The 22,151-nt window shown below is 70.4% G+C and carries 20 protein-coding genes and 1 riboswitch; of the genes, 8 read left to right on the forward strand and 12 right to left on the reverse strand.

What is annotated here, in order from left to right; genetic code table 11:
• Window positions 1-36: 36 nt before the first annotated feature.
• From IG04_RS0110610 to IG04_RS0110625, 4 genes are read left to right on the forward strand one after another with little or no spacing between them, the layout of a single operon-like run.
• The gene (locus tag IG04_RS0110610; protein WP_144065523.1) at window positions 37-426 is read left to right on the forward strand and encodes a TIGR03618 family F420-dependent PPOX class oxidoreductase; all 390 of its coding nucleotides are present in this window, start codon (window positions 37-39) and stop codon (window positions 424-426) included.
• Window positions 407-1,552 (forward strand): bifunctional cobalt-precorrin-7 (C(5))-methyltransferase/cobalt-precorrin-6B (C(15))-methyltransferase, encoded by a 1,146-nt coding sequence (locus IG04_RS0110615; RefSeq protein ID WP_030476411.1) that lies wholly within the window; start codon window positions 407-409, stop codon window positions 1,550-1,552. The genes IG04_RS0110610 and IG04_RS0110615 overlap by 20 nt, the downstream gene beginning before the upstream one ends.
• Window positions 1,549-2,289 (forward strand): precorrin-4 C(11)-methyltransferase, encoded by a 741-nt coding sequence (gene cobM / locus IG04_RS0110620; RefSeq protein ID WP_030476412.1) that lies wholly within the window; start codon window positions 1,549-1,551, stop codon window positions 2,287-2,289. The genes IG04_RS0110615 and cobM overlap by 4 nt, the downstream gene beginning before the upstream one ends.
• Window positions 2,286-2,987 carry a cobalt-precorrin-6A reductase gene (locus IG04_RS0110625; RefSeq protein ID WP_030476413.1) on the forward strand — a complete coding sequence of 234 codons (702 nt, stop codon included), beginning with the start codon at window positions 2,286-2,288 and terminating at the stop codon, window positions 2,985-2,987. Before cobM ends, IG04_RS0110625 begins: the two co-directional genes overlap by 4 nt.
• On the opposite strand, the gene IG04_RS0110630 is transcribed toward IG04_RS0110625, so the two are convergent.
• The 3 genes from IG04_RS0110630 to IG04_RS0110640 are packed head-to-tail and all read right to left on the reverse strand — an operon-like array spanning window position 2,959 to window position 6,100.
• Window positions 2,959-4,410 (reverse strand): precorrin-2 C(20)-methyltransferase, encoded by a 1,452-nt coding sequence (locus IG04_RS0110630; RefSeq protein ID WP_030476414.1) that lies wholly within the window; start codon window positions 4,408-4,410, stop codon window positions 2,959-2,961. The two genes, IG04_RS0110625 and IG04_RS0110630, sit on opposite strands and share 29 nt — an antisense overlap.
• On the reverse strand, window positions 4,407-5,027 hold the full coding sequence (locus IG04_RS0110635) for a precorrin-8X methylmutase (protein WP_030476415.1): 621 nt from the start codon (window positions 5,025-5,027) through the stop codon (window positions 4,407-4,409). The genes IG04_RS0110630 and IG04_RS0110635 overlap by 4 nt, the downstream gene beginning before the upstream one ends.
• Window positions 5,024-6,100: a hypothetical protein gene (locus IG04_RS0110640; protein ID WP_030476416.1), complete on the reverse strand. Its 1,077-nt coding sequence runs from the start codon at window positions 6,098-6,100 to the stop codon at window positions 5,024-5,026. The genes IG04_RS0110635 and IG04_RS0110640 overlap by 4 nt, the downstream gene beginning before the upstream one ends.
• Before the next feature lie 8 nt (window positions 6,101-6,108).
• Window positions 6,109-6,243, forward strand: a riboswitch (cobalamin riboswitch).
• A 35-nt stretch (window positions 6,244-6,278) separates the two neighbouring features.
• Between IG04_RS0110640 and cobN the strand changes: the two genes are divergently transcribed.
• The gene (cobN, locus tag IG04_RS0110645) at window positions 6,279-9,842 is read left to right on the forward strand and encodes a cobaltochelatase subunit CobN (protein ID WP_030476417.1); all 3,564 of its coding nucleotides are present in this window, start codon (window positions 6,279-6,281) and stop codon (window positions 9,840-9,842) included.
• Here the strand turns inward: cobN and IG04_RS0110650 are convergent.
• Window positions 9,803-10,480 carry a helix-turn-helix transcriptional regulator gene (locus tag IG04_RS0110650; RefSeq protein WP_030476418.1) on the reverse strand — a complete coding sequence of 226 codons (678 nt, stop codon included), beginning with the start codon at window positions 10,478-10,480 and terminating at the stop codon, window positions 9,803-9,805. The genes cobN and IG04_RS0110650 overlap by 40 nt on opposite strands.
• 54 nt (window positions 10,481-10,534) lie before the next feature.
• Between IG04_RS0110650 and folE the strand changes: the two genes are divergently transcribed.
• Window positions 10,535-11,083, forward strand: coding sequence for a GTP cyclohydrolase I FolE (folE, locus tag IG04_RS0110655; RefSeq protein ID WP_051769518.1), 549 nt, complete (start codon window positions 10,535-10,537; stop codon window positions 11,081-11,083).
• Here the strand turns inward: folE and IG04_RS0110660 are convergent.
• Together IG04_RS0110660 and IG04_RS0110665 are read right to left on the reverse strand one after the other, a co-directional pair.
• On the reverse strand, window positions 11,071-11,586 hold the full coding sequence (locus IG04_RS0110660; RefSeq protein ID WP_030476420.1) for an EF-hand domain-containing protein: 516 nt from the start codon (window positions 11,584-11,586) through the stop codon (window positions 11,071-11,073). The two genes, folE and IG04_RS0110660, sit on opposite strands and share 13 nt — an antisense overlap.
• 57 nt (window positions 11,587-11,643) lie before the next feature.
• Window positions 11,644-14,199, reverse strand: coding sequence for an AAA family ATPase (locus IG04_RS0110665; RefSeq protein ID WP_030476421.1), 2,556 nt, complete (start codon window positions 14,197-14,199; stop codon window positions 11,644-11,646).
• A gap of 280 nt (window positions 14,200-14,479) precedes the next feature.
• Here IG04_RS0110665 and IG04_RS0110670 point away from each other — a divergent pair, with 280 nt between their 5' ends.
• Entirely contained in the window at window positions 14,480-17,104 is a 2,625-nt protein-coding gene (locus tag IG04_RS0110670; RefSeq protein ID WP_144065524.1) for a helix-turn-helix transcriptional regulator, read from the forward strand.
• Here the strand turns inward: IG04_RS0110670 and IG04_RS0110675 are convergent.
• The 3 genes from IG04_RS0110675 to IG04_RS0110685 all read right to left on the reverse strand — a co-directional run bounded on the left by IG04_RS0110675 (window position 17,058) and on the right by IG04_RS0110685 (window position 18,996).
• Entirely contained in the window at window positions 17,058-17,456 is a 399-nt protein-coding gene (locus tag IG04_RS0110675; RefSeq protein ID WP_084401824.1) for a LapA family protein, read from the reverse strand. The two genes, IG04_RS0110670 and IG04_RS0110675, sit on opposite strands and share 47 nt — an antisense overlap.
• Window positions 17,457-17,505: 49 nt before the next feature.
• A complete protein-coding gene (locus IG04_RS0110680; RefSeq protein WP_030476424.1) occupies window positions 17,506-17,856 on the reverse strand; it encodes a DUF742 domain-containing protein in 351 nt (116 codons plus the stop codon).
• Window positions 17,857-18,072: 216 nt separating this feature from the next.
• A complete protein-coding gene (locus IG04_RS0110685; RefSeq protein WP_030476425.1) occupies window positions 18,073-18,996 on the reverse strand; it encodes an anti-sigma factor RsbA family regulatory protein in 924 nt (307 codons plus the stop codon).
• Between the two features lie 101 nt (window positions 18,997-19,097).
• On the opposite strand from IG04_RS0110685, the gene IG04_RS0110690 reads away from it, so the two are divergent.
• Window positions 19,098-19,919: a MerR family transcriptional regulator gene (locus IG04_RS0110690; protein WP_030476426.1), complete on the forward strand. Its 822-nt coding sequence runs from the start codon at window positions 19,098-19,100 to the stop codon at window positions 19,917-19,919.
• A gap of 8 nt (window positions 19,920-19,927) precedes the next feature.
• Here IG04_RS0110690 and IG04_RS0110695 read toward each other — a convergent pair whose 3' ends face one another.
• From IG04_RS0110695 to IG04_RS0110705, 3 genes are read right to left on the reverse strand one after another with little or no spacing between them, the layout of a single operon-like run.
• Window positions 19,928-20,557, reverse strand: coding sequence for a GTP pyrophosphokinase (locus IG04_RS0110695; RefSeq protein WP_030476427.1), 630 nt, complete (start codon window positions 20,555-20,557; stop codon window positions 19,928-19,930).
• 22 nt (window positions 20,558-20,579) lie between these two features.
• Window positions 20,580-21,551, reverse strand: a complete 972-nt coding sequence (locus IG04_RS0110700) for a D-cysteine desulfhydrase family protein (RefSeq protein WP_030476428.1) — start codon at window positions 21,549-21,551, stop codon at window positions 20,580-20,582.
• Window positions 21,552-21,582: 31 nt separating this feature from the next.
• A complete protein-coding gene (locus IG04_RS0110705) occupies window positions 21,583-22,113 on the reverse strand; it encodes an NUDIX domain-containing protein (RefSeq protein ID WP_030476429.1) in 531 nt (176 codons plus the stop codon).
• Window positions 22,114-22,151: the final 38 nt, after the last annotated feature.

The raw sequence follows: 22,151 nt of genomic DNA on the forward strand, positions 1-22,151 counted from the left end.
TCCAGGTGACGGGCCGCATCGCTGCCGCCACCTATGATGCGTGCCATGTCGATCGACCGGGGTGCCGAGTTCGCCGAGTTCTGGGCTGAACGGCACCTGTGCACGTTGTCCACCGTCCGTCCCGACGGAACTCCGCACGTGGTGCCTGTCGGCGTCACGCTCGACGCCGGGACCGGCATCGCGCGGATCATCACGTCCGGCGCGTCGTGGAAGGTCAAGCACGTCCGCAAGGCCGGGTATGCCGCTGTGTGCCAGGTGGACGGTCGGCGCTGGTCCACGTTGGAGGGTCCGGTCGTCGTGCGCGACGACGTGGAATCCGTGCGGGAGGCCGAGCGGCGGTACGCGTTGCGTTACAAGCAGCCGCGGGTCAACCCGGAGCGGGTCGTGATCGAGATCCAGGTGCGGCGTGTCACCGGCACCGTCTGACGTCGTGGTCGTCGGCATCGGTGCCGACGGGTGGGACGGGCTTTCTTCCGCCGCTCAGCAGGCGGTTTCCCGCTCACGTGTGCTGATGGGCTCGCGCCGGCAACTCGACCTGGTGCCGGGGGAGTTCGAGCGGGTCGCGTGGCCGTCGCCGCTGGTACCGGCGTTGCCCGAGCTGTTCGAGAAGTACCGCGACGTGTGCGTGCTGGCGTCCGGTGACCCCATGTTCCACGGCATCGGCACGACGCTGGTGCGGCTGCTGGGCGACCGGGTGACGGTGCTCCCGCACCCGTCCTCCGTGTCGCTCGCCTGCGCCCGCCTCGGCTGGGCGTTGAACGAGGTCGAGGTCGTGTCGCTGGTGGCACGATCCGCCGACCTGCTACGCCCCGTGTTGACGCCGGGACAGCGCGTGCTCGTGCTCGGCGGGGACCCGGCAACCGTTGCGGCACTGGCCGGAGACATCACGGTCCTCGAACAGCTAGGTGGGCCCGCCGAGCGGGTTTACCCTTGGTCCGGGCAGGACGCGGACCCGCTGTGTGTGATCGCGATCGAGTCGGGCGGGAGCGCTCTCTCGCGGGTTCCCGGACTGCCTGATGACGTGTACGAATCCGATGGCCAGCTGACGAAGCGAGAGGTGCGGGCTATTTCGCTGTCGAGATTGGCGCCGCTGCCCGGGCAGCTGCTGTGGGATGTCGGGGCGGGGTCGGGTTCGATCGCGATCGAGTGGGCGCGAACGCATCCGACGTGCCGGGCGATCGCCGTCGAGCAGTCGGTCGAACGCGCAGAGCGAATCGCCGGTAACGCTGCGTCTCTGGGCGTGCCCGGCGTGGAGGTCCACATCGGACGGGCGCCGGACGCGTTGGAGGGGCTGGAGAAGCCCGACGCGATCTTCATCGGCGGCGGCGTGACGGTGCCCGGCGTGCTGCAGGCCTGCTGGGACGCTTTGGCGGCAGGCGGTCGTTTGGTGGTCAACGCGGTGACGCTGGAGTCCGAGGCTGTGGTCGCGCAGTGGTATGCGAGGCTCGGCGGTGACCTGGTGCGGATCTCGGTGAACCGCGGCTCCTCGGTCGGCAAGTTCACCGGGTGGCGGCCGCACATGCCCGTGACGACGTGGAGCGTGACGAAGTGACCGTGCACTTCATCGGGGCCGGGCCCGGAGCGGCCGACCTGATCACGGTGCGGGGGCGTTCGCTGATCGAGTCGTCGCCGGTGTGCCTGTACGCGGGTGCACTGGTGCCGGTCGAGCTGCTGGACTTCTGCCCCGCGGGCGCGCGCAAGATCGACACGGCGCTGCTGACGCTGGACGAGATCGTCGCCGAACTGGTCGCCGCCTCGGAGCAGGGGCTGGACGTGGCCCGGCTGCATTCCGGGGACCCTTCGGTGTTCAGCGCGATGGCCGAGCAGATGCGCCGGTTGGACGCGCTGGGCATCACCTACGACGTGACTCCCGGCGTGCCTGCTTTCGCGGCCGCCGCGGCATCGTTGCAGCGCGAGCTGACCGTGCCGGGGGTCGGGCAGACGGTCATCCTGACGCGGACCTCGCAGCGCGCCACACCGATGCCCGAGGGTGAGGACCTGGACACGCTGGGTCGCAGTCACGCGACTCTCGTGCTGCACCTCGCCGTGCAACGGATCTCGGACGTGGTCGCGGAGCTGGTGCCGAACTACGGGCTGGACTGCCCGGTCGCGGTCGTCGCCTACGCGTCACGTGAGGACGAGGTCGTGTTGCGGGGGACGCTGGACGACATCGCCGCGCAGGTCGAGGCCGCCGGGATCAAGCGGACCGCGGTGATCATCGTCGGGCAGACGCTCGGGGCCACGCAGTTTCCGGACAGCCACCTGTACTCGGCCACTCGGGTTCGATGATCCTGATCCTCGGCGGCACGGGGGAAGCGCGAGCGCTGGCCTCCCGCGTGCCCGCCGTTTCTTCGCTGGCCGGCCGGGTGAGCAATCCCGCCCTTCCCGTCGGTGAGGTGCGGATCGGCGGGTTCGGCGGTGTCGACGGGCTCACGCAGTGGTTGCGGGACAACGACGTCCACGCCGTGGTCGACGCGACCCACCCCTTCGCTCGGCAGATCACCGCGAACGCCTTCGAGGCCTGTTCGCGGGTCGGCGTGCCGTTTCTGATCCTGCGACGGCCCGGGTTCACGCCGCAGCCCGGATGGCGGTGGGTGGACAGCGTGGCCGACGCCGCGCGGGACCTGCCTGGCTCCAGGGTGTTCCTGACTACCGGGCGGCAGGACCTCGCGGAGTTCGCCGAGTGCCCGCAGTGGTTCCTGGCACGGATGGTCGAACCTCCGGAACCGCCGATGCCGCACCGGATCGAGGTGCTGCTGTCGCGCGGTCCGTTCACTGTGGACGGTGAGCTGGAGCTGATGCGGTCACGCGAGATCGACGTGCTCGTCACCAAGGACAGCGGCGGCTCGATGACGTCGGCCAAACTTGAAGCCGCGCGTCGACTCAGTGTGCCGGTCGTGATCGTGCGCCGGCCACCGCTCCCACCCGCGGAGACGGTGGCCGACGTGGATGCCGCCGTCAGCTGGTTGGGTACCGCCGGGGCGTGAAGACGACGCCCTGGGACGTCACGATCGTCTGCGACGAGCCGATGATCAGCAGGCAGCGCATGTCGATCGTGGCCGGGTCGAGGGCGCCGAGCGTGAGGACACGGATCTCCTCCTCCGGACCGCCGACGTCGCGTCCGACGACGATCGGGGTGTCCGGGGCGCGGTGCTTCAGCAGCAGGTCGCGCATGTCCGCCACCTGGTGCGTGCGGGCCTTGGACGCCGGGTTGTAGATCGCGATCACCAGGTCGGCCTTGGCGGTGGCTTCGAGCCGTTCGGCGATGACGTCCCACGGCTTGAGCCTGTCGCTCAGGGAGATCACCGCGTAGTCGTGGCCGAGCGGCGCGCCCGCCTTGGCCGCCACGGCGTTCGCCGCCGTGACGCCGGGGATGACGCGGACCGGCACGTCCGGGGACTCCGCGGCGACCTCCAGCACGGCGGTGGCCATCGCGAAGACGCCCGGATCGCCCGACGACACGACGGCGACCCGCGAGCCCTTCCGCGCCAGGTCCAGGGCGAAGGCCGCGCGTTCGGACTCGACCTGGTTGTGCGAGGAGTGCCGCTTCTGGCCAGGACGTTCCGGAACGCGGTCGAGGTAGGTGCTGTAACCGACCAGCTCGTCGGCGGCCTCGAGTTCCTGACGGGCCTCCGGGGTGAGCCACGCGCGGGCTCCGGGACCGAGGCCGACGACGACGACCTCGCCCTTCGGCTTGGCGGGCCGGGACTGGCTTGGCAACAGGGCCAGCGAGAAGTACGGGACGGATTCGGGGTCGACGTCGGCCAGCGGCGACATCTTCTGGCGGCCGGTCGTGGCGCGCTCGACGTACCAGGCGCCGTCGAGCCGCCCAGCCGCCTCCAGTGCCTCGCGGACGTTGCCGAAAGTGCGGCCCAGCTTGAGGATCGCTGCGCTGTCGGTGTCGGCGAGGCGGGCCGCGAGCTCGGCGGGCGGCAGCGTGCCGGGCAGGATCGTGAGCACCTCGTCGCGTTCCACCAGCGGAGTGCCGAGGACGGCTGACGCGCCGCTCACCGACGTGACGCCGGGGACGACCTCCCACTCGTAGCGGTCGGCGAGGCGCTTGTGCATGTGCATGTAGGAGCCGTAGAAGAACGGGTCTCCCGCTGCCAGCACGACGACGTCACGTCCGGCGTCGAGGTGCGCGGCCAGCTTGCCGGCGGCCTCCTCGTAGAAGGCGTCGATCTCGCCCTGGTAGTCGTCCGTGTCCTCGGTCGTGACCGGGTAGACGAGCTGTTCCATGATCTGGCCGTCGCGCAGGTACGGCGCCGCGATCGTCCTGGCGACCGACTTGCCGTGCCGGGCGCTGTGGAACGCCACCACGCCGGCCTCGCTGATGAGTCGTGCGGCCTTGACCGTCACGAGTTCCGGGTCGCCGGGACCCAGGCCGACGCCGTAGAGCTTGCCCGTCATTCTTCTTCGCTCGCAATCGCGTTGATGGCCGCCGCCGTCATGGCACTGCCGCCGCGCCGGCCGCGCACCACGAGGTGCTCCAGATCCGTTGCGGCCAAAGCTTCCTTGGACTCCGCCGCCCCGATGAACCCGACCGGGATGCCGAGGATCGCGGCGGGCCGCGGTGCTCCGGCGGCGATCAGGTCGAGGAGGTGGAACAACGCGGTGGGGGCGTTGCCGATCGCGATCACCGCGCCGTCGAACCGGTCCGCGAGGAGTTCCAGGGCAGCGGCGCTGCGGGTGTTACCGATGGCTTTCGCCAGCTCCGGTGTGCGCGGATCCTGCAGGTAGCACAGGACTTCGTTGTCCTTCGGCAGGCGGCGGCGGGTCACGCCGGACGCGACCATGTTGGCGTCGCACAGGATCGGGGCACCCGCCCGCAAGGCCGCGCGGGCGTCGCGCACTACGTTCGGGGAGAACGCGACGTCCTCCGGCAGGTCGGTCATGCCGCACGCGTGGATCATGCGGACGACGACTTTCGCGACGTCGCCGGGGAACCTGGTGAGGTCCGACTCCGCGCGGATGGTGGCGAAGGACTGGCGGTAGATCTCCGCCCCGTCCCTGATGTACTGCGTCAACGGATCTCCTCGTAGCCGTCGCCGGTCGCGACGAACTCGATCACAACGCCTGCGGGACGACCGCACCGGCGGGCACAGCCCGACCAGTGCACCGCGCCGGGCCTGTCGGACCTGCTCCCTAGAATAGAAATTGGGGGTACCCGGCCTGGCGCGTGTGTGTGGTGCGACGCATCGGTCCGTGCGGGCGCATCGGTCTGTGCGGGTGCATCGACCCAAGCCTGCACATCGGCCCGTACGTCGGAGAGCGACTTCGCGCAGCCGGGGCGGCCGGTGCAGGCGCTGACGCCGTGCCAGGGGGAGTCGGGGTCGGTGATCAGGCCGGTGACGTCGGTGCCGGCGGGCACGACCAGGCTGCGCCACGGGGTCAGGCGGAGCGCGACGCCGGGAAGTTGTGAGGCGTCCAAGCGGCCCAGCGGAACACCTGGCGTCAAAGGTGAAGGTGCGACAGGCGTCACAACCGGGGTGAACGCGGCGCCGGACGAGACGCCGAAGTGCGCGGTGATCTTTCGCACACCGTCGTCCACTTCGGACAGGCGCCAGGCGGGTCCGCGCATCGACTGGAACAGGCGGGCGGCGGTCACGACGGCGTCGACGGGGTCGGACACGCGGATACCTGTATCGGTACCGGCGAGCAGCAGCACGTCCCCGGCGAGGCCGAGGTCGCCGCCCAGGCCGCTCACCGCGGCGCCGACCGTGACCAGGAAACGCCCTGGTAGCGAGGCCAGTCCGGGGTTCGCGCACAGGGCCGCGTCCAGCGCGTCGACCAGGTCCTGGTTGTCGTCCAGGGGCGCCGCGATGATGTTGCGGATGCGTTCGTGCGACCAGGAGGGCAGCAGGCCCGCCGCACGCAGGCGCTCGCCCAGCTCCGCGCCGTCCGCGAGCCCTCTGATCTGGAGGTTCGCGCGCGAGGTCAGCTCGATCGAGCCGTTGCCCAGTTCGGCGGCGGCAAGACGGACGACATCCCACTGAGCAGCGGAAAGAGTGCCGCCCGGCACCCGGATGCGCGCCAGCCCGCCGTCGGCCGCGGCATGCAGCTCGACGGCGCCGGGGCAGGCGTCCGGGTGACTACGCATAGGTCGGACTGTAACCCGCCGGTTAGGGTGAGCCCGAACGACGAAGCGCAGGAGGAAGCCGGTGTGAATCCGGCGCGGTCCCGCCACTGTGACCAGCGAACACCGCTGGGAGTCAGGAACTCCGCTTCGCCAGTCACCCGCACTTTGGGGCGAGGACCCCACGAGGGATGGAGCCTGCGTGATCCTGCTGCTGTCGACCTCCGACACCGACCTGCTGTCGGCGCGTGCGAGCGGTGCCGAATACCGGCTCGGCAACCCCGCCCGCCTCACCGTCGACGACCTGCCCGCGCTGGTCGACGGCGTCGAGCTCGTCCTCGTGCGCATTCTCGGCGGCCGCCGGATGTGGGAGGAAGGCCTCGACTGGCTGCTGGCCGGCGGGCTGCCCGTCGTCGTGCTCGGTGGTGAGCAACAGCCCGACGCGGCGCTGATGGAGCTGTCGACGGTGCCCGGTGGCGTCTGCGCGGAGGCGCACCTCTACCTCGCGCACGGCGGCCCGGCGAACCTCACCGAGCTGCACAAGTTCCTGTCCGACACCGTGCTGCTGACCGGCCACGGCTTCGAGGCCCCCGCCGCCACCCCCTCGTGGGGTGTGCTGGAGCGGGAGACCGAGGGCACCGGTCCGACGGTCGCGGTGCTCTACTACCGCGCACACCACGTGGCCGGGAACACGGCGTTCGTGCACGCCCTGTGCGACGCGATCGAGGCCAAGGGCGGCAGGCCGCTGCCGGTCTACTGCTCCTCGCTGCGCACCGCCGAACCCGAGCTGCTCGACACGCTGCGCCAGGCCGACGCGCTGGTCGTGACGGTGCTCGCGGCCGGCGGCACGAACCCCGCCAAGGCGTCCGCCGGTGGCGACGACGACGCGTGGGACGTCGGTGCGCTGGCCGCGCTCGACGTGCCGATCCTGCAGGGCCTGTGCCTCACGTCGAGCCGCGAGTCGTGGGACTCCAACGACGACGGACTGTCTCCTTTGGACACCGCGACCCAGGTCGCGATCCCCGAGTTCGACGGCCGGATCATCACGGTTCCGTTCTCCTTCAAGGAGATCGACTCCGACGGCCTCACCGTCTACGTCGCCGACCCGGAACGGGCGCTGCGCGTCGCGGGCATCGCGGTCCGGCACGGCCGTCTGCGCCACATCCCGGTCGCGGAGCGCAAGGTCGTCGTGATGCTGTCGGCGTACCCGACGAAGCACTCCCGCATCGGCAACGCGGTCGGGCTCGACACACCTGCGTCGACCGTACGGCTGCTGAAGGCCATGCAGGAGCACGGTTACGACATCGGCGACGCGCTGCCGGGGGTGCAGGAGCTCGACGGCGACAAGCTGATCCACGCGCTGATCGCCGCCGGTGGCCAGGACGCCGACTGGCTGACGCAGGAGCAGTTCGAGAGCAACCCGATCCGCATCGCGGCGGCCGACTACCGCGAGTTCCACGAGACGCTGCCCGACGAGTTCCGCGCGTCAATGCGCGAGCACTGGGGCGAGGCGCCGGGCTCGTTGTTCGTCGACTTCTCGAAGTCGAAGGACGGCGAGATCGTGCTGGCCGCGCTGCGGTCCGGCAACGTCGCGGTGATCGTCCAGCCGCCGCGCGGGTTCGGTGAGAACCCGATCGCGATCTACCACGACCCCGACCTGCCGCCGTCGCACCACTACCTCGCGGCGTACCGGTGGATCGAGTCGAACTTCGGCGCCGACGCCGTCGTGCACGTCGGCAAGCACGGCAACCTGGAGTGGTTGCCGGGCAAGACGGTCGGCATGTCGGCGTCCTGCGGCACGGACGCGGCGCTCGGCGACCTGCCGCTGATCTACCCGTTCCTCGTCAACGACCCCGGCGAGGGCACGCAGGCCAAGCGGCGTGCGCACGCCACGCTGGTCGACCACCTCGTGCCGCCGATGGCCCGCGCCGACAGCTACGGCGACATCGCGCGCCTGGAGCAGTTGCTCGACGAGTACGGGAACATCTCCGCGATGGACCCGGCCAAGGTACCGGCGATCCGCGCGCAGATCTGGACGCTGATCAAGGCCGCGAAGCTCGACCACGACCTGGGACTCGACGACCGGCCCCACGACGCGGAGTTCGACGAGTTCATCCTGCACGTCGACGGCTGGCTGTGCGAGGTCAAGGACGTCCAGATCCGCGACGGCCTGCACATCCTCGGAGAAGCGCCGACGGGTTCGGTCCGCGTCAACCTCGTGCTCGCGATGCTGCAGGCACGGCAGATGTGGGGCGGTCAGGTCGCCGCGCTGCCCGGCCTGCGCGAGGCTCTGGGACTCACGACCACGGGCCGCGAAGACGTTGACGCCGTGGAGGAACAGGCTCGCGTACTCGTCCAGGCGATGGAGGACGCGGGCTGGGATCGTTCCGCCGCAGCGGGTCTGCACGAGTCCGAGGACGTGCGGAAGATCCTGGAGTTCGCGGCGGTCGAGGTCGTGCCCCGGCTCGCGCGCACCACGGACGAGATGACGAACGTCCTGCACGCGCTGGACGGCGGCTACATCCCGGCCGGCCCGTCCGGTTCTCCGTTGCGCGGCCTGGTGAACGTGCTGCCGACCGGCCGCAACTTCTACTCGGTCGACCCGAAGGCCATCCCGTCGCGCCTGGCGTGGGAGACCGGCCAGGCGATGGCCGACTCGCTGCTGGAGCGCTACCGCTCCGAGAACGACGGTGAGTGGCCGCCGTCGGTCGGCCTCTCGGTCTGGGGCACGTCCGCGATGCGCACCGCCGGCGACGACATCGCCGAGGTGTTCTCGCTGCTCGGCGTCCGGCCGGTGTGGGACGACCAGTCGCGCCGTGTCACCGGTCTCGAAGTCATTCCGCTGGAGGAGTTGGGCCGGCCGCGCGTCGACGTCACGATCCGGATCTCCGGCTTCTTCCGCGACGCCTTCCCGCACGTCGTGTCCATGTTGGACGATGCCGTGCAGCTGGTGGCCGCGCTGGACGAGCCCGCGGAGCACAACTTCGTGCGGGCACACATGCTCAAGGACCTGGAGGAGCACGGCGACCAGCGCCGGGCCACGTTGCGCGTCTTCGGTTCCAAGCCCGGCGCGTACGGCGCGGGCGTGCTGCCGTTGATCGACAGCCGCAACTGGCGCGACTCGTCCGACATCGCCGAGGTCTACGCGGTGTGGGGCGGCTACGCGTACGGGCGCGGGGTCGACGGTGTGGCGGCACGGGCGGACATGGAGTCGGCGTACCGGCGGATCGCGGTGGCGGCCAAGAACATCGACACGCGCGAGCACGACATCGCCGACTCGGACGACTACTTCCAGTACCACGGCGGCATGGTCACGATGGTGAAGGCGTTGACGGGCAAGGCACCCGCCGCGTACGTCGGTGACAGCACGCGCCCCGAGGCCGTCCGCACGCGCACGCTGACCGAGGAGACCTCACGGATCTTCCGGGCCCGCGTGGTGAACCCGCGCTGGATCGGCGCGATGCGCAACCACGGGTACAAGGGCGCGTTCGAGCTGCAGGCGACGGTCGAGTACCTGTTCGGCTACGACGCCACGACCGGCGTCGTAGCGGACTGGATGTACGAGAAGCTGACCGAGAGCTACGTGCTCGATCCGGAGACCCGGAAGTTCCTGCAGACGTCGAACCCCTGGGCGTTGCACGGCATCGCCGAGCGTCTGCTGGAGGCGGCCGAGCGCAAGATGTGGGAGCACCCGGAGGAGTCCACTCTGGACGCGCTGCGGGCGGCCTACCTGGAGACCGAGGGCGACCTGGAGGACGGCGTCTGATCGAGCCGGACGCAGCAGTGACCCGGTGACGGATCGAGGCGGGCGGACACGCCGTTCGCCCCGATACCGTCCAGCAGACCGCTGACCATGCACAGGTTCATCCCGCACACGAGCTCCGTGTGCCGGTGCGCCAGGCTGTGGAACGGGCAGTTGCCCAGCAGGATCGAGCCGCCGTCCTCGCGCGGTTCGAAACCGAAGTCCGCCAACGCTTCCGTCACGCCGCCCGGGGCCTGCGCCGCCAGGTCCGCGCCCCACTCGTAGGCGCGCCGGTTCAGGACCTCGCGCGCCGGTTCCCCCGTGGTCTCGGCTTCCACCAACGCGTCCGTGAGCAGATGACTCGCGGCCTCGTACCGGCGATCGGGCAGCGACACCTCGATCTGCTCCTCGGAACGCTGGTAGAGCTTCGCCGGACGACCGGCCCCAGGCCCGCTGCGCCCGGTTCGCCGCTGGTGCACCACTGTGAGAAGGCCCATCTCGACCAGCTTGTCGAGGTGGAACGCGGCCGTCGTGCGCGGCAGTTCGACGGCCTGCGCCGCCTCGTCCTTGCTGATGGGGGAGGTTTGCCGCGCCACGAAGTCGTAGAGCCTGCGGCGGTTCGGTTCGTCGAGGGCCGCTACGGCGGCGACGGGGTCGGCCATCTCTAAAATCTACTCCTGTTGACTAAATTCGGCCAGCGACTCTACCGTGGCGGCATGGACCTCGAAGCGGCGCAGCAGGCGGTCACGGACCTGCTCAAGGCTCTGGGCAAGGACCCGTACTCGGTGCATCTCGCCGACACTCCGCGCCGCGTCGCCGAGGCGTACGCGGAGATGCTGACCCCGCGCGAGTTCACCATGACGACGTTCCCCAACGACGAGGGCTACGACGAGCTCGTGCTCGCGCGCAGCATTCCCGTGCAGTCGTTGTGCGAGCACCACATGCTGCCGTTCCATGGTGTCGCGCACGTCGGATACCTGCCGGGAGAACGGATCCTGGGCCTGTCGAAGCTCGCGCGCGTCGTGGAGATGTTCGCGCGCGACCTCCAGGTGCAGGAACGGCTCACCAAGCAGGTCGCCGACTGGCTGCAGGACCAGCTGCAGCCTTTGGGGGTCGGTGTCGTGATCGAGGCCGAGCACATGTGCATGGCGCACCGGGGTGTGCGGGTCAGCGGATCCCGCACGATCACGTCGGCGTTGAAAGGCGTGCTGCGGAAGGATCCCGCGTCACGTCAGGAGTTCTTCACCCTCGTTCACGCGGCCTGAACGGGCCCGAACACGTAGGAGCCGGCGGCGTCCGCGTCGTCGCCCGCCCAGAACTCCGCCCACAGCGTGGCGAACTCGGCCCGCGACAGCCTGCCGTCCCCGTCGAGGTCCAGCACCGTGAAGTCGGTCGAGGCCTCGCGCCCGAGCCAGGCCTCGACCATCACCCGGTACTCGGCCTCGGACACGTAGTCGTCGCCGTCCGCGTCCACGGCACCGAACATCGCGTCCGCCGTTCCGAGAACGGGCTCGATGTTGTCCGGCAGCACGTCGACGACGTTCAGCACGTCGTCCAGGGTCACCCTGTCCGCGCCGCCCGCTGCCGACCGAAGCATCGTCCACCAGCCCAGCATCACCTGGGACAGCAGCTTCTCGTCGCTGCCGCCCAGGTCGGCCCAGCGCGTGGCGAGGAGCCGGAAGTCCTCCTCGGTCAGATAGCCGTCACCGGTGGCGTCCATGGCCCCGAAGACCAGAACGACCTTGCTGCGCTGAAATTCGCTCGCCATGCGCAGGGACGATAGGCCGAATGCCGCAATCAGGACTATCGGCCGAATGGGTCCGAACTAGTCCACGAACAGAGCATCGGCCAGCTGCAAACGGCCGGATACCCCCAGCTTCCGGTAGATGCCCGAGAGCACGCCTTCTACCGCAGCCGGGGCCATGAGCAGCGTGGATGCGATCTCGTCGTTCGAACGGCCACGTGCCGCCAGCTCCGCCACCTGGTGCTCCGTCGGGGTGAGCGCGGTCGGCCCGGTCTGCCGCATCCGCCGAGGTCCGGCGCTCGTCGCCACCAGTTCGGAGTAGGCCCGCGCGGCCATCGCGACTGATCCGCACTTCTGCGCCAGGTCGACGGCGTCACGCAGGCACGTCCGCGCGAACGCGGTGTCGCCCTGGCGCCGCACCACGACGCCGAGGTCCACCAACGCGCGTGCCAGCTCCAGGCGGGCGGGGGAGGCGCGGAGCACCCGTACGGCCTCCTCCAGCAACGTCCGCCCGGCCGTTCCCGCCGTCACGCGGCCCTCCGCGCGCAACGCCATGCCCAACGCCCTGGGCGCGCCCCAGACGCGGGCGAGCGCCACCTCTTCCTGGGCCAGGTCGCGCGCCCGTTCGCCGTCGCCCATCGCCGCGCAGGCCAGGGCCGCTCCGGAGCGCCACGACAGCGCCGCCGGGTTGCGGTACGGCCAGGCGGCGCAGTGCCGTCCGGCGGCCAGGAACGCTTCCAGGGCATCGTGATCGTCGCCTCGCGCCGTCAGCACGCGGCCCCGCACGGTCAGCACGCCGCCGAACGACCACGTGCGCCGCGCCTCGTCCGTCGAGGCCTCGGCGATCACCGCGGCGGCCTCGTCGAGACGGCCCTCCTCGAGCAGGATGTCGGCGAGCAACGCGGCGTGCCAGGTGGAGACGGCGTGCCAGCGCCGGTCCTGCCGCAGGTGGTCGGCCGCCACCAGCAGGTCGGCGCGGGCGGAGGCGAGATCTCCCTTGCGGCGCTGGACGTTCGCGCGCATCACGTTCGTCAGCGCGCGCAACGCCGGTGCCTGCGCCCGGTCGACCTCGTCCAGCACGGCCAGTGCCTCGTCCAGCGAGTCGGCCAGGTTCAGCGTCATCGCGGACGTCAGCGCGGCGAGCACCCCGTCGGGCGAGACGAGCCGGACGGCCTCGGTGGCGCTGATGTCCCCGACCATCACGCGGTGCAGCACCCCGGCGGGCGTGTCGAGCGAGACGGCCGACGGCACGGCCTCCTGCCACACCAGTCCGTGCACCGCCAGATGTGCTTGTGCGCAAGAGGATTCGCGCGACAGGACCGCCGGGATCTCGGCGGGACTGCCTTCGGCGTGCAGGGCGTAGGACAACGCGATCGCGGACTCGACATCGTCCACATCGGACTGCAGCGCTTCGCGCAACCGGGCCGTCGCGTCGGGCAGGTTGCCGACCAGCTCGGCGATTCCCAGCAGCCGCAACGCCCGCGACGGGTTCGCCACCGGTTCGCGCAACGCCCGCCACAGCAACCGCGCGGCACCGGGCGTGTCGCCGTGGCTCACCGCCTCCTGCGCGGCCCGGTCGAGCACCTCGCCCGCCCACGGTTCCAGGCCCGGCGCGGTCTCCAGCAGGTGGTCGGCCACCGCCCGGTCCGAGGCGCCGTGCGTCCGCAACGAGCGCGCGGCCCGCAGGTGCAACTCGGCCCGTGCCGCAGCGGGCATGTCGCTGAGCACCGCGGGCCCGGCCACGCCGAGCAGTTCGACGGTGTGCACGGCCTCGGCGAGCTCCACCGGGCTCAGCCGCGTCAGTTCGGCGAGCACGCCGGGATGCGGGGACGGCCCGAGCGCGGCCAGGCAGTGTGCCGTGGTCACGACGGGAGCGGACCGGCGGCGCAGCCTGGCCGCCATGATCTCGCCGGACACCTCCGCGCCGTGCCGGGCCACCCGCCAGGCGGCCTCAGCGGTCGGCGGGACCCCGTCCTCCGCCAGGGCCCTGACGAGCCGGGTCACCGCCAGCGGGTTGCCGCCGGTCGCGTCGAAGCAGGCGGCCGTGAACTCGGGCGCGGCCTCGCCCAGTTCCGCCGAGACGAGACGGTCCGTCTCGGCGGAGGTGAGGTTGTCCAGCGTCACCCGCCGGCACGAAGCCATGATCTCGCCGAACGACGGGTCGTCACACCGTTCGCCCAGGCCCACGGCCAGCACGACGGCGATGCGCAACCGCTGCACCCTCAACGCCAGATAGGCGAGCCAGCGAAGGGACGCGGCATCGGCCCAGTGTGCGTCGTCCACGACGACGAGCAGGTCGCCACGTGCGGCCAGTGCCGCGGCCAGCCGGTAAACGCCGTGCAGCACGGGGAAATCAGCCGTCATCGCGGTGAGCTGCAGCGCGCCCGTCGCTTCCGCGGGCACGAGATCTGAATCGACCAGGTCGAACAGCTGGGCCACGATCCCGAACGGAAGATCGCTTTCCAATGCACTTCCGCGCGCTCGCACGACCTGCCTGCCGGATGTTTCCCAGCGCGCGGCGAGGTCGTCCAGGGTCGCCGTCTTCCCCGTGCCGGGTGCGCCTTCCACCACCGTGGTCGTGCCCGGCGCCGCCTGATCGCCGATTCCGGCGCACCATACTTTCAGCCGGTTTTCCAAGATCTCTCCACAATCCGCCGCTGAAAGCTCAGCGGAATTGATGCTAGGAGAAAGCGCTCCACTTGCCCAGGTAAAGCTTCCTGCACTATGGGCGTCTCAACAGGATGGCGGCACGTATGATCCCGCGGGCTACTACTCGAATGGGTAGCGTCAGGCCTGGAGACTGCGCTTCGAGGTCGTCCCGACGGCGTAGAAGGGCCGCTCGGGGCTGGTCGTGGTGCTGGTCGTTGTGGTAATGCAGCGCTTGTTCTCCGCCGCCGCGGAGCGAAAGGAATAATGGGTGTCGGGGAATCGGGACGGGATGTTCCGCGGCCGTGAGGGAGAACGGGAGCTCCTGAACGGCGTGCTGGACGCGGGCACCGGTGTGGTGCTGATCGACGGCGCGGCGGGCACCGGCAAGACGCGGTTGCTGGCCGAGATCGCCGCCGTCGCCGCCGGCCGCGGCTTCGAGGTCGCCACCGCGCAGGACGAACTCGATCAGCCGTTCCTGTTGGCCCGCCTGGCAGAACGCCGTCCGGGCGGTCCCGCGCTCGTCGTGCTGGACGATCTCCACCTGGCCGAGCCGGGCACCCTGGCCGCACTGCGCGGTCTGTTACCCGCCTCCACCGACGAAAAGGTGGTGTGGCTGCTCGCTCGCCGCCGCGGTGAGGGCACCGACCGCCTGTTCGGTGCCGCCGCCCAGGGCGGTGCCATCAGGATCGAGCTGCGGCCGTTGGCGGACGACGTGGTCGCGGACCTCGTCGCCGACCTCGCGGGCGGAGTCCCCGACGACGACCTGAAAGCGCTTGCTTCCACCGCCCAGGGCATTCCCGCCGGGTTGGTCGCGCTCTTCGGGGCCCTGCACGAGGACGGTCTGGTGCTGACCAGCGCCGGGCACGCCTCGATCAGGGCCGATCGGCCGCCGCACCGCACCGAGGCGTTGCTGCGCGACCGCGTGGGTGCGTTGAGCGGCGGGGCAAGACACCTCCTGCAGGTCGCCGCCGTGCTCGGGCCGCGCTTCGAACCCGGTGACGTCGCGGAGATGCTGGCGTCGAGGACCGCGATCCTGCTGCCCGCCCTGGACGAGGTCATCCGCGCGGGCGTCGTGACGGCCCGGGACGACAGGCTGGCGTTCCGGCACGAACTGCTCTGGCGCCTGGTCGCCGACTCCGTGCCCCCTCCCGTGCGGCGCGCGCTGCACCGCGAGGCCGGCGAGATGCTGCTGGGGCGCGGGGACTCCGCCGTCGTCGCCGCGAAGCACCTGTTGCACGGTGCCCAGCGCGGCGACGCCCGGTCGATCGACGGACTGGTCGCGGCCGCGAAAGCCGTGCTGTGGAACGCTCCCGAGGCCGCCGCCGAGCTGGCGGTGCGCGCGCTCGAACTGACCGACCAAGCGTCTGCTTTGCTGGTCCACCGCACGGTCATGGCGGTGCGAGCGCTCACCGCGGCCGGCCGGCTCACCGCCGCACAGGCGCTGGCACAGGAGGCCCTGTCCCGTCAGGTCGCCCCGGAGCCCGCCGCCGAACTCCGGCACTGCGTGGCCACGACGACGTTGCTGGGGGCCCGGTACGCGGAGTCGCTGGAGATCTCCGAGGCGTTGCTGCGCGAACCCGACCTGGCGCCGGAACTCGCACCCTGGGTGGAGATCACCCGGCTGATGGCGTTGCTCGGCCACGACCGTCGCCGCGCGCAGGAGCTGGCCGAGTCCGTCGTGCGCACCCGCCAGGGCGCACCGGACGACGTGCTGGCAACGGCTTTGGCCGTGCTGGCGGCGATCGCGCGTGACACCGGCCGGCCCGGCGACGCGCTGGAACTGGCCCGTGAGGCCTCGCGGTCGAGCACCTCGCACGACCTCGGCGCGTATCCGCAACTGCTGCTCGCGACGCTGCTCGCGGGACTGCGGGAGTTCGCCGACGCCGGCAACGTGGTGCGGCGGGTCCGCGGTGGGCCGTCCGCGGTGGTCACCAGGGAGGTCATGACCGCGGTCGTCCAGGCCCGGATCCTGTTGCAGGCGGGGCGGATCGAGGAGGCCGCGGCCGAGGCGCGCAGCGCGCTGGCGGTGGCGGAGGAGACCGGGCACGAGGCGGTGGTCGCCCCGGCGCTGGCGGTGCTGGCGATGGTCGCGATCCACACCGGCGACCTGCCCGCGGCGCTCGAGCACGTCGAACGCTGCCGCGACCGGGCCCCGGCCGACGGCGTCATCTTCTCGCGCGCCTACTACCAGTGGACCGACGTGCTCGTCACCTACGTCGGGTCCGGGCTCGACAAGGCGCTGGCGCTGCTCACCGGCGAGTACCCGGGCCTGGTGTCGTCGGGACTGTTCGCGGAGGAACCCCGCGCCGCCGGGTGGTTCCTGCGCCGGGCGCTGGAGGCGGGGGACGAGCGGCTGGCGAAGGCCGTCGTGGACCACGCGGAACGGCTGGCGCGGGACCATCCGGGGTTCCCGGCGATCTGCGCGGCCGCGGTGCACGCGCGCGGCCTGCTCGACGGCGACGCGAAGTCGCTGGAACTGGCCGTGCGGGAACACCGGGACCTGTGGGCGCGGGCGAACGCCGCCGAGGACCTCGGCGTGCTGCTCACGGGCTCGCCGGACCGGTCGGAGTCGGTGAAGGCACTGGAGGACGCGCTCGGGCTCTACCGGGAGATCGGTGCGTCACGGGACAGCGCGCGGGTCCTGGGCCGGTTGCGCAAGCTCGGCCGGCGCCGCAGGGCCGCTCCGGCGCGGCCGGAGTCCGGATGGTCCAGTCTGGACGACACCGAACGGGCGATCGCCAACCTGGTGGCCAAGGGCCAGACGAACCGGCAGATCTCCACGCAGCTGTTCATGTCGCCGCACACGGTGAACTTCCACCTGCGCAAGATCTTCCGCAAGCTCGGGATCAGTTCACGCGTCGAGCTGGTGATGAGGTCGAGGGACGACCAGTGACCGGCACGGTGCGCTTGGCCTGACGCCGCAACTGCAGGATCCGGGCGGCGCCGACGACGGCGACCAGCAGCGCGCCGCCGATCGCGCCGAACAGCAGCGCCACGCCCAGGGGCAGGCTGAACTGGCCCCACAGGAAGTGGATCGTGGCGTTGTCGCCGTTCTGCAGGATGAAGACCAGCAGGAAGATCAGCACGACGATCGCCACCAGCACGGCGACCCAGGTGCCGCTGATCCGGGTGGGCCGCAGCTTCTTCGGTGCAGCCACCGGCGCGGACGGTGCGGCGGTCGGCGGAGCGGCCGGGATGGGTTCCGTGACCGGTGTCTTCGGGGTCTCGTCGCTGGAGGTCGCCACGTTCGGAATTATCGGCGACCGGGCGTGATCTCGCGCGCTGGCGAACGGGTTACAACTTGCGCAACCCGGACAGCACGCGTTCGAGCAGCGTGATGTTCGGCTGGGCGCTCGGCTCGTGCACCACGACCAGGTTCAGCGTGATCAGGTCGCTCAGCAGCACCCGCGTGACACCGAGCGGGATCTTCATGAGCGCCGAGATCTCGGCGACCGAACGCGGCTGCAGACACAACCGCATCATCGCGGCCTGGTCGTTGGTCGCGAGGTAGAGCCGGTCCTCCTCGGTGGAGAGCAGCGTTTCCAGGCGCAGGTCGTGGCGGGCCGTCGTGCGGCCGCCGGTGCGGGTGTAGGGACGGATGAGCGAGCTGTCCCTGGCGGGGCGGTTGGTCGGGTCTTCTTGCACAGGCCACTCCGGTGGCGGTTCCGGTGGGCGTTGGCGCAACGGTTGCTGACGAGGCAGTTGTTGCGTCTCCGCGCCGTTGAAGTCTTCACTTCCGTCGGCGCGCAGCCGTCTACGGGTCGCCGGAGACCCGAAACGCGCCCCCGTGTATCCGATTTCCGTCGCTTCCTCGTCGTGCACGTGCCCAAGCTATAACGAAGTCGCCCAAATGTATGTGGATCACGTTGCCTTTTTGTCAGTCAGGTCGAATCTGACTTGGATTGCCGTCCCCGACGGCGTCGTTTGGGTGCGGACGAGATCCGCCAAACGGTTGACGAGCAACAGACCGCGACCGCCCGGTTCGTTTGCGTGAACAGGGGTCCGGCCAGCCAGAACATCCGTGATGTGCCCGTTGTCGTTGACTTGGCAAACAATACTTTTGCTTTCCGCCCAGACGCGGACCGTGCTCTCGCCGCCTCCGTGCCGCACGCTGTTCGTGGCGAGCTCGGTCACCGCGAGCGTGAAGTCGTCGACCCGATCATGAGCCAGCCCCAGCTTGACGGCCTGCTCACGCGCGAACGCCCGCACCGCCGCCATCGCCCCGGCACCGACGGACGTGCTCGCCGCGTCGGACGGGATGGTCAGCGGTAGTGAGTGGGCGGCGACGACCACCCGCGCGGGGTGGAAGTGGTCGCTGGGGCGGTGGCCGCTCGCGTCGATTACGACCGGATGGGTCTTCTCGGCGTCGGCCAGGATGTCATGGGTGAGGGTGGTGGTGCTGTAGGGGCACAGGATGCTCAGGTCACGTCCGCTGAACGCGTAGTTGACCAGCGCCTCGTGCAGCGTGCACGCCGGGTACTCGACGTCGGTGCGCAGGTCCCACACCGGCTCGCTGATGATGCGGACGGCCCCGCGGTGCCGGTCGGCGAACGCGCGGAGCTCGGGGATGATCCGGCCGGGGTTGCGGCCGGTGTCCGTCATGTCGAGGAACGTGACCAGGTGGGCGAAGCCGCTGAGCGCCTCCTTGAGCAGCTGGAGGTTCCTGCCCGGTACCGCCACCGCGACGGGTTCGGCGCTCGCGAGGCCCTCGACCACGAACGGGACGGTTCCGTCGATGTAGGACTCCTCGTCGGAGTAGAACAGCGCCGGATGTGCGAACGTCATGTGCCACCTCTCGTCAACGTCCCAGGATGCGCACCCGGCACGTTGCTCAAACCATCATTTCTTGACCCTCACACCGTGTCAGCCCCTACACAGGAGCAGTCATGTTCACGATCGGAGACTTCGCCCATCTGGGGCGTGTGTCGGTGCGGATGCTGCGCCATTACGACGCCGTCGGCCTGCTCCTGCCGGCGCACGTCGACCCGGCCAGCGGCTACCGCTTCTACACCGCCGCCCAGCTGCAACGACTGAACCGCGTGGTCGCGTTGAAGGACCTCGGTCTGACGCTCGACCAGGTGCGTGTGGTGCTCGACGAAAAGCTTTCCGCCGAACAGTTGCACGGCATGCTTTCGTTGCGGCGGGCCGAGCTGCGGCAGCAGATCCTCGCGGACGAGTCGCGGCTGCGCCGGGTCGAGGCGCGTCTCCGTGCCATAGAAAGAGAAGGCGCCATGCCCACCGACGAGATCGTCGTGAAGCCCGTCCCCGCCGTCCGGATCGCCCGCCTGACCGCGACCGCCGCGTCGTACCAGTCCGAGGACATCGGCCCGGTCATCCAGCCGCTGTACCCGGAGCTCTTCGAACGCCTGGGCCGTGCGGGGGTCACGCCGTCCGGGCACGGCATCGCGACCTACGAGTCCGCCGAGGGCGACCAGGTGGTCGTGCGGGCCGGCGTGACCGTGGCCGTCGAACCGTCCGCCGCCTACGACTTCGAGGTCGTCGACCTGCCCGCGCTGGCCGAGGCGGCGTCCATCGTGCACCGCGGCACGATGGACGGCGTCGACACCTCGTACCAGGCCGTGGCGGCGTGGATCGAGGCGCACGGGTACAAGCAGAACGGGTTCGCCCGCGAGGTGTACCTGAACTACGGCGAGGGTGACCCGGCGGACTGGGTGACCGAGCTGCAGCTGGAGATCACCAAGCCGTAAGCCCACCACTAGTCCTGGTGGATGCGGCGGTGGAGGGACTCCATCCGTTCGTCCAGCTGCGCCGCGATCATCGCGGTCGACATCAGCTCGCCCACGAAGTCCGCGGGCGGGCTGTCGTCGTACTTGTAGAACAGCTTGTGCTCCAGCGTGGCCCAGAAGTCCATGGCGATGGTCCGCAGCTGCACCTCGACCTTCACGTGCTCGACCCGGTCCGACAGGAACACCGGGATGCGCACGATCAGGTGCAGGCTGCGGTAGCCGTTCGGCTTCGGTGCGGCGATGTAGTCCTTGGTGTGCAGGATCTCCACGTCGTGCTGGCGCGCGAGCATCGCCTTGACCCGGTAGACGTCCGAGACGAACGGGCAGATCACCCGCACGCCCGCGATGTCGTCGAGCCAGTCGCCGATGGAGTCGAGGTCGAGCGGAAAACCCTTGCGCCGCAGCTTCTCCAGGATGCCTTCCGGCTTCTTCACCCGATTGGTGATGTGCTCGATCGGGTCGTGCTGATGGACCGAGTCGAACTCCTCGCTCAAGATGCGGAGCTTCGTCATGAGCTCCTCGATCGCGAACTTGTAGACGAGCAGCCGCCGTTCGAGGTCGCGCAGCAGGCCCAGGTCGTGGGCGAGGTCGGTCACCACACCAGAGTACTGATCACGCTCGTCAGAACTGCGCGACCGCCTCGGGTGCGTAGCCGTAGAAGCCGGGAAGACCACCTGTGTGGAGGAACACGACGGGCACGTGGCTGCGCGGCGCGATCTCGCGGAACTTCACCGCGGCCTTGCCGGTGTAGACCGGGTCGAGGATCACGCCCTCGGTCTCCGCGAAGAGTTTCAGCACGTTCCACATCTCCGGCGTGGGCACGCCGTAGCCCGGCCCGATCGTGTCGTCGGTGACGGTGACGTGGCCGAGTTCCGGGGCCGGCTCGCCGAGGAGTGCCGCGGCGTCCGTGGCGAGGGTGCGGAGTTCCTGCTCGGCGTCCGCGGCGGTGTGCGAGACGCTCGCGGCGTGGACGGTGCCGCGCCAGCCCAGGAGTTCGGTGCCGAGTGCGATGCCGGCCGCCGTGGCGCCGCTGCCGTCCGGCACGACGATGGTGGCGTTGTCGATGCCGCGCTCGTTCAGCTGCCCGACGAGCTCGACGGCCGCCGCGACGTAACCCAGTGTCCCCAGCCCGTTCGAGCCGCCCACGGGCAGCGTGACGGCCTTGTCGTGGTTGACCTTCTCGTAGGCCAGGACGGTCTCGTCGGCGTCCGCGCAGACGTGCACGTTCGCCCCGAACATGTGGTCCAGCACGACGTTGCCGGACCGCTCGTACGAGGCGCCCGTCATCGGCACCTTGGCCGTCAGCACGAGCTCGCAGCGCAGGCCGAGCTTCGCGCACGCCGCCGCGGTCTGGCGGCCGTGGTTGGTCTGCAGCGCACCGAACGTGATGATCGTGTCCGCGCCCTGCTCGATCGCCTGGCCGAGCAGGAACTCGAGTTTGCGCAGCTTGTTGCCGCCCGCGCCGAGGCCGTTGACGTCGTCGCGCTTGATCAGGACCGGCGGGGCGCCGAGCGTGGCCGCGAGCCTCGGGGCGTCCTCCAGCGGGGTCGGCCAGGTGCCCAGGGAGACTCGGGGGAACGCGCTCAGGTCCATGGGCCGAGTTTAAAGCGAGAGGCGATCCGGATCAGACCTCCCTGCCGAACTCCGCGTACCGCGTGGAACCGCTCTCAAGGGCCGCCACGGCGAGCGTGAGGCGCCGGTGCAGTGACGGGTAGATGCGTGGCTTCGCCTCGTCCAGCGTCAGGTACAGCACGCCTTCCAGTTCGGGATCACACGCCATGGCACCGTCCACGACGCCACCGTCGAACACGAACTGGTGGCAGTCGCTCCAGACCCCGTTGCGCGGCGTCCAGTCCACCACCAGCAGCGGCCCCAGAGCCACCGAGAGACCGAGTTCCTCGTGGATCTCCCGCAGTGCCGCGGCCTTCGGGGACTCGTCGGCCTCGGTCATGCCGCCGGGGATGTCCAGCACCGCCTTGTACGCCGGCACGACGAACAGCACGCGTCCGGTGGAATCACGGATCAACGCGCCGCCCGCGCATGTCTTGGTGGGCTGCCGGGACGCCACTCCGGGCACGTACTCCAGTTCGGCCGGACCCTCGTCGAGAACATCGGCGGCGAATGATGCGGGGTCCCCCGCGTGCAGTGCGGACACGAGCCGATGATCACACCACAGAGTGAATAGTGCACGCC

Origin of the sequence: Lentzea albidocapillata, assembly GCF_000719115.1 — a bacterium.
Classification (GTDB): Bacteria; Actinomycetota; Actinomycetes; order Mycobacteriales; family Pseudonocardiaceae; genus Lentzea; species Lentzea albidocapillata.

Coding starts and splice junctions, on each gene's coding strand:
- IG04_RS0110610 (WP_144065523.1), top strand. CDS start 37: ATGCGTGCCATGTCGATCGACCGGGGTGCCGAGTTCGCCGAGTTCTGG.
- IG04_RS0110625 (WP_030476413.1), top strand. CDS start 2,286: ATGATCCTGATCCTCGGCGGCACGGGGGAAGCGCGAGCGCTGGCCTCC.
- IG04_RS0110630 (WP_030476414.1), bottom strand. CDS start 4,410: ATGACGGGCAAGCTCTACGGCGTCGGCCTGGGTCCCGGCGACCCGGAA.
- IG04_RS0110640 (WP_030476416.1), bottom strand. CDS start 6,100: ATGCGTAGTCACCCGGACGCCTGCCCCGGCGCCGTCGAGCTGCATGCC.
- IG04_RS0110650 (WP_030476418.1), bottom strand. CDS start 10,480: ATGGCCGACCCCGTCGCCGCCGTAGCGGCCCTCGACGAACCGAACCGC.
- folE (WP_051769518.1), top strand. CDS start 10,535: ATGGACCTCGAAGCGGCGCAGCAGGCGGTCACGGACCTGCTCAAGGCT.
- IG04_RS0110660 (WP_030476420.1), bottom strand. CDS start 11,586: ATGGCGAGCGAATTTCAGCGCAGCAAGGTCGTTCTGGTCTTCGGGGCC.
- IG04_RS0110685 (WP_030476425.1), bottom strand. CDS start 18,996: ATGACGTTCGCACATCCGGCGCTGTTCTACTCCGACGAGGAGTCCTAC.
- IG04_RS0110690 (WP_030476426.1), top strand. CDS start 19,098: ATGTTCACGATCGGAGACTTCGCCCATCTGGGGCGTGTGTCGGTGCGG.
- IG04_RS0110700 (WP_030476428.1), bottom strand. CDS start 21,551: ATGGACCTGAGCGCGTTCCCCCGAGTCTCCCTGGGCACCTGGCCGACC.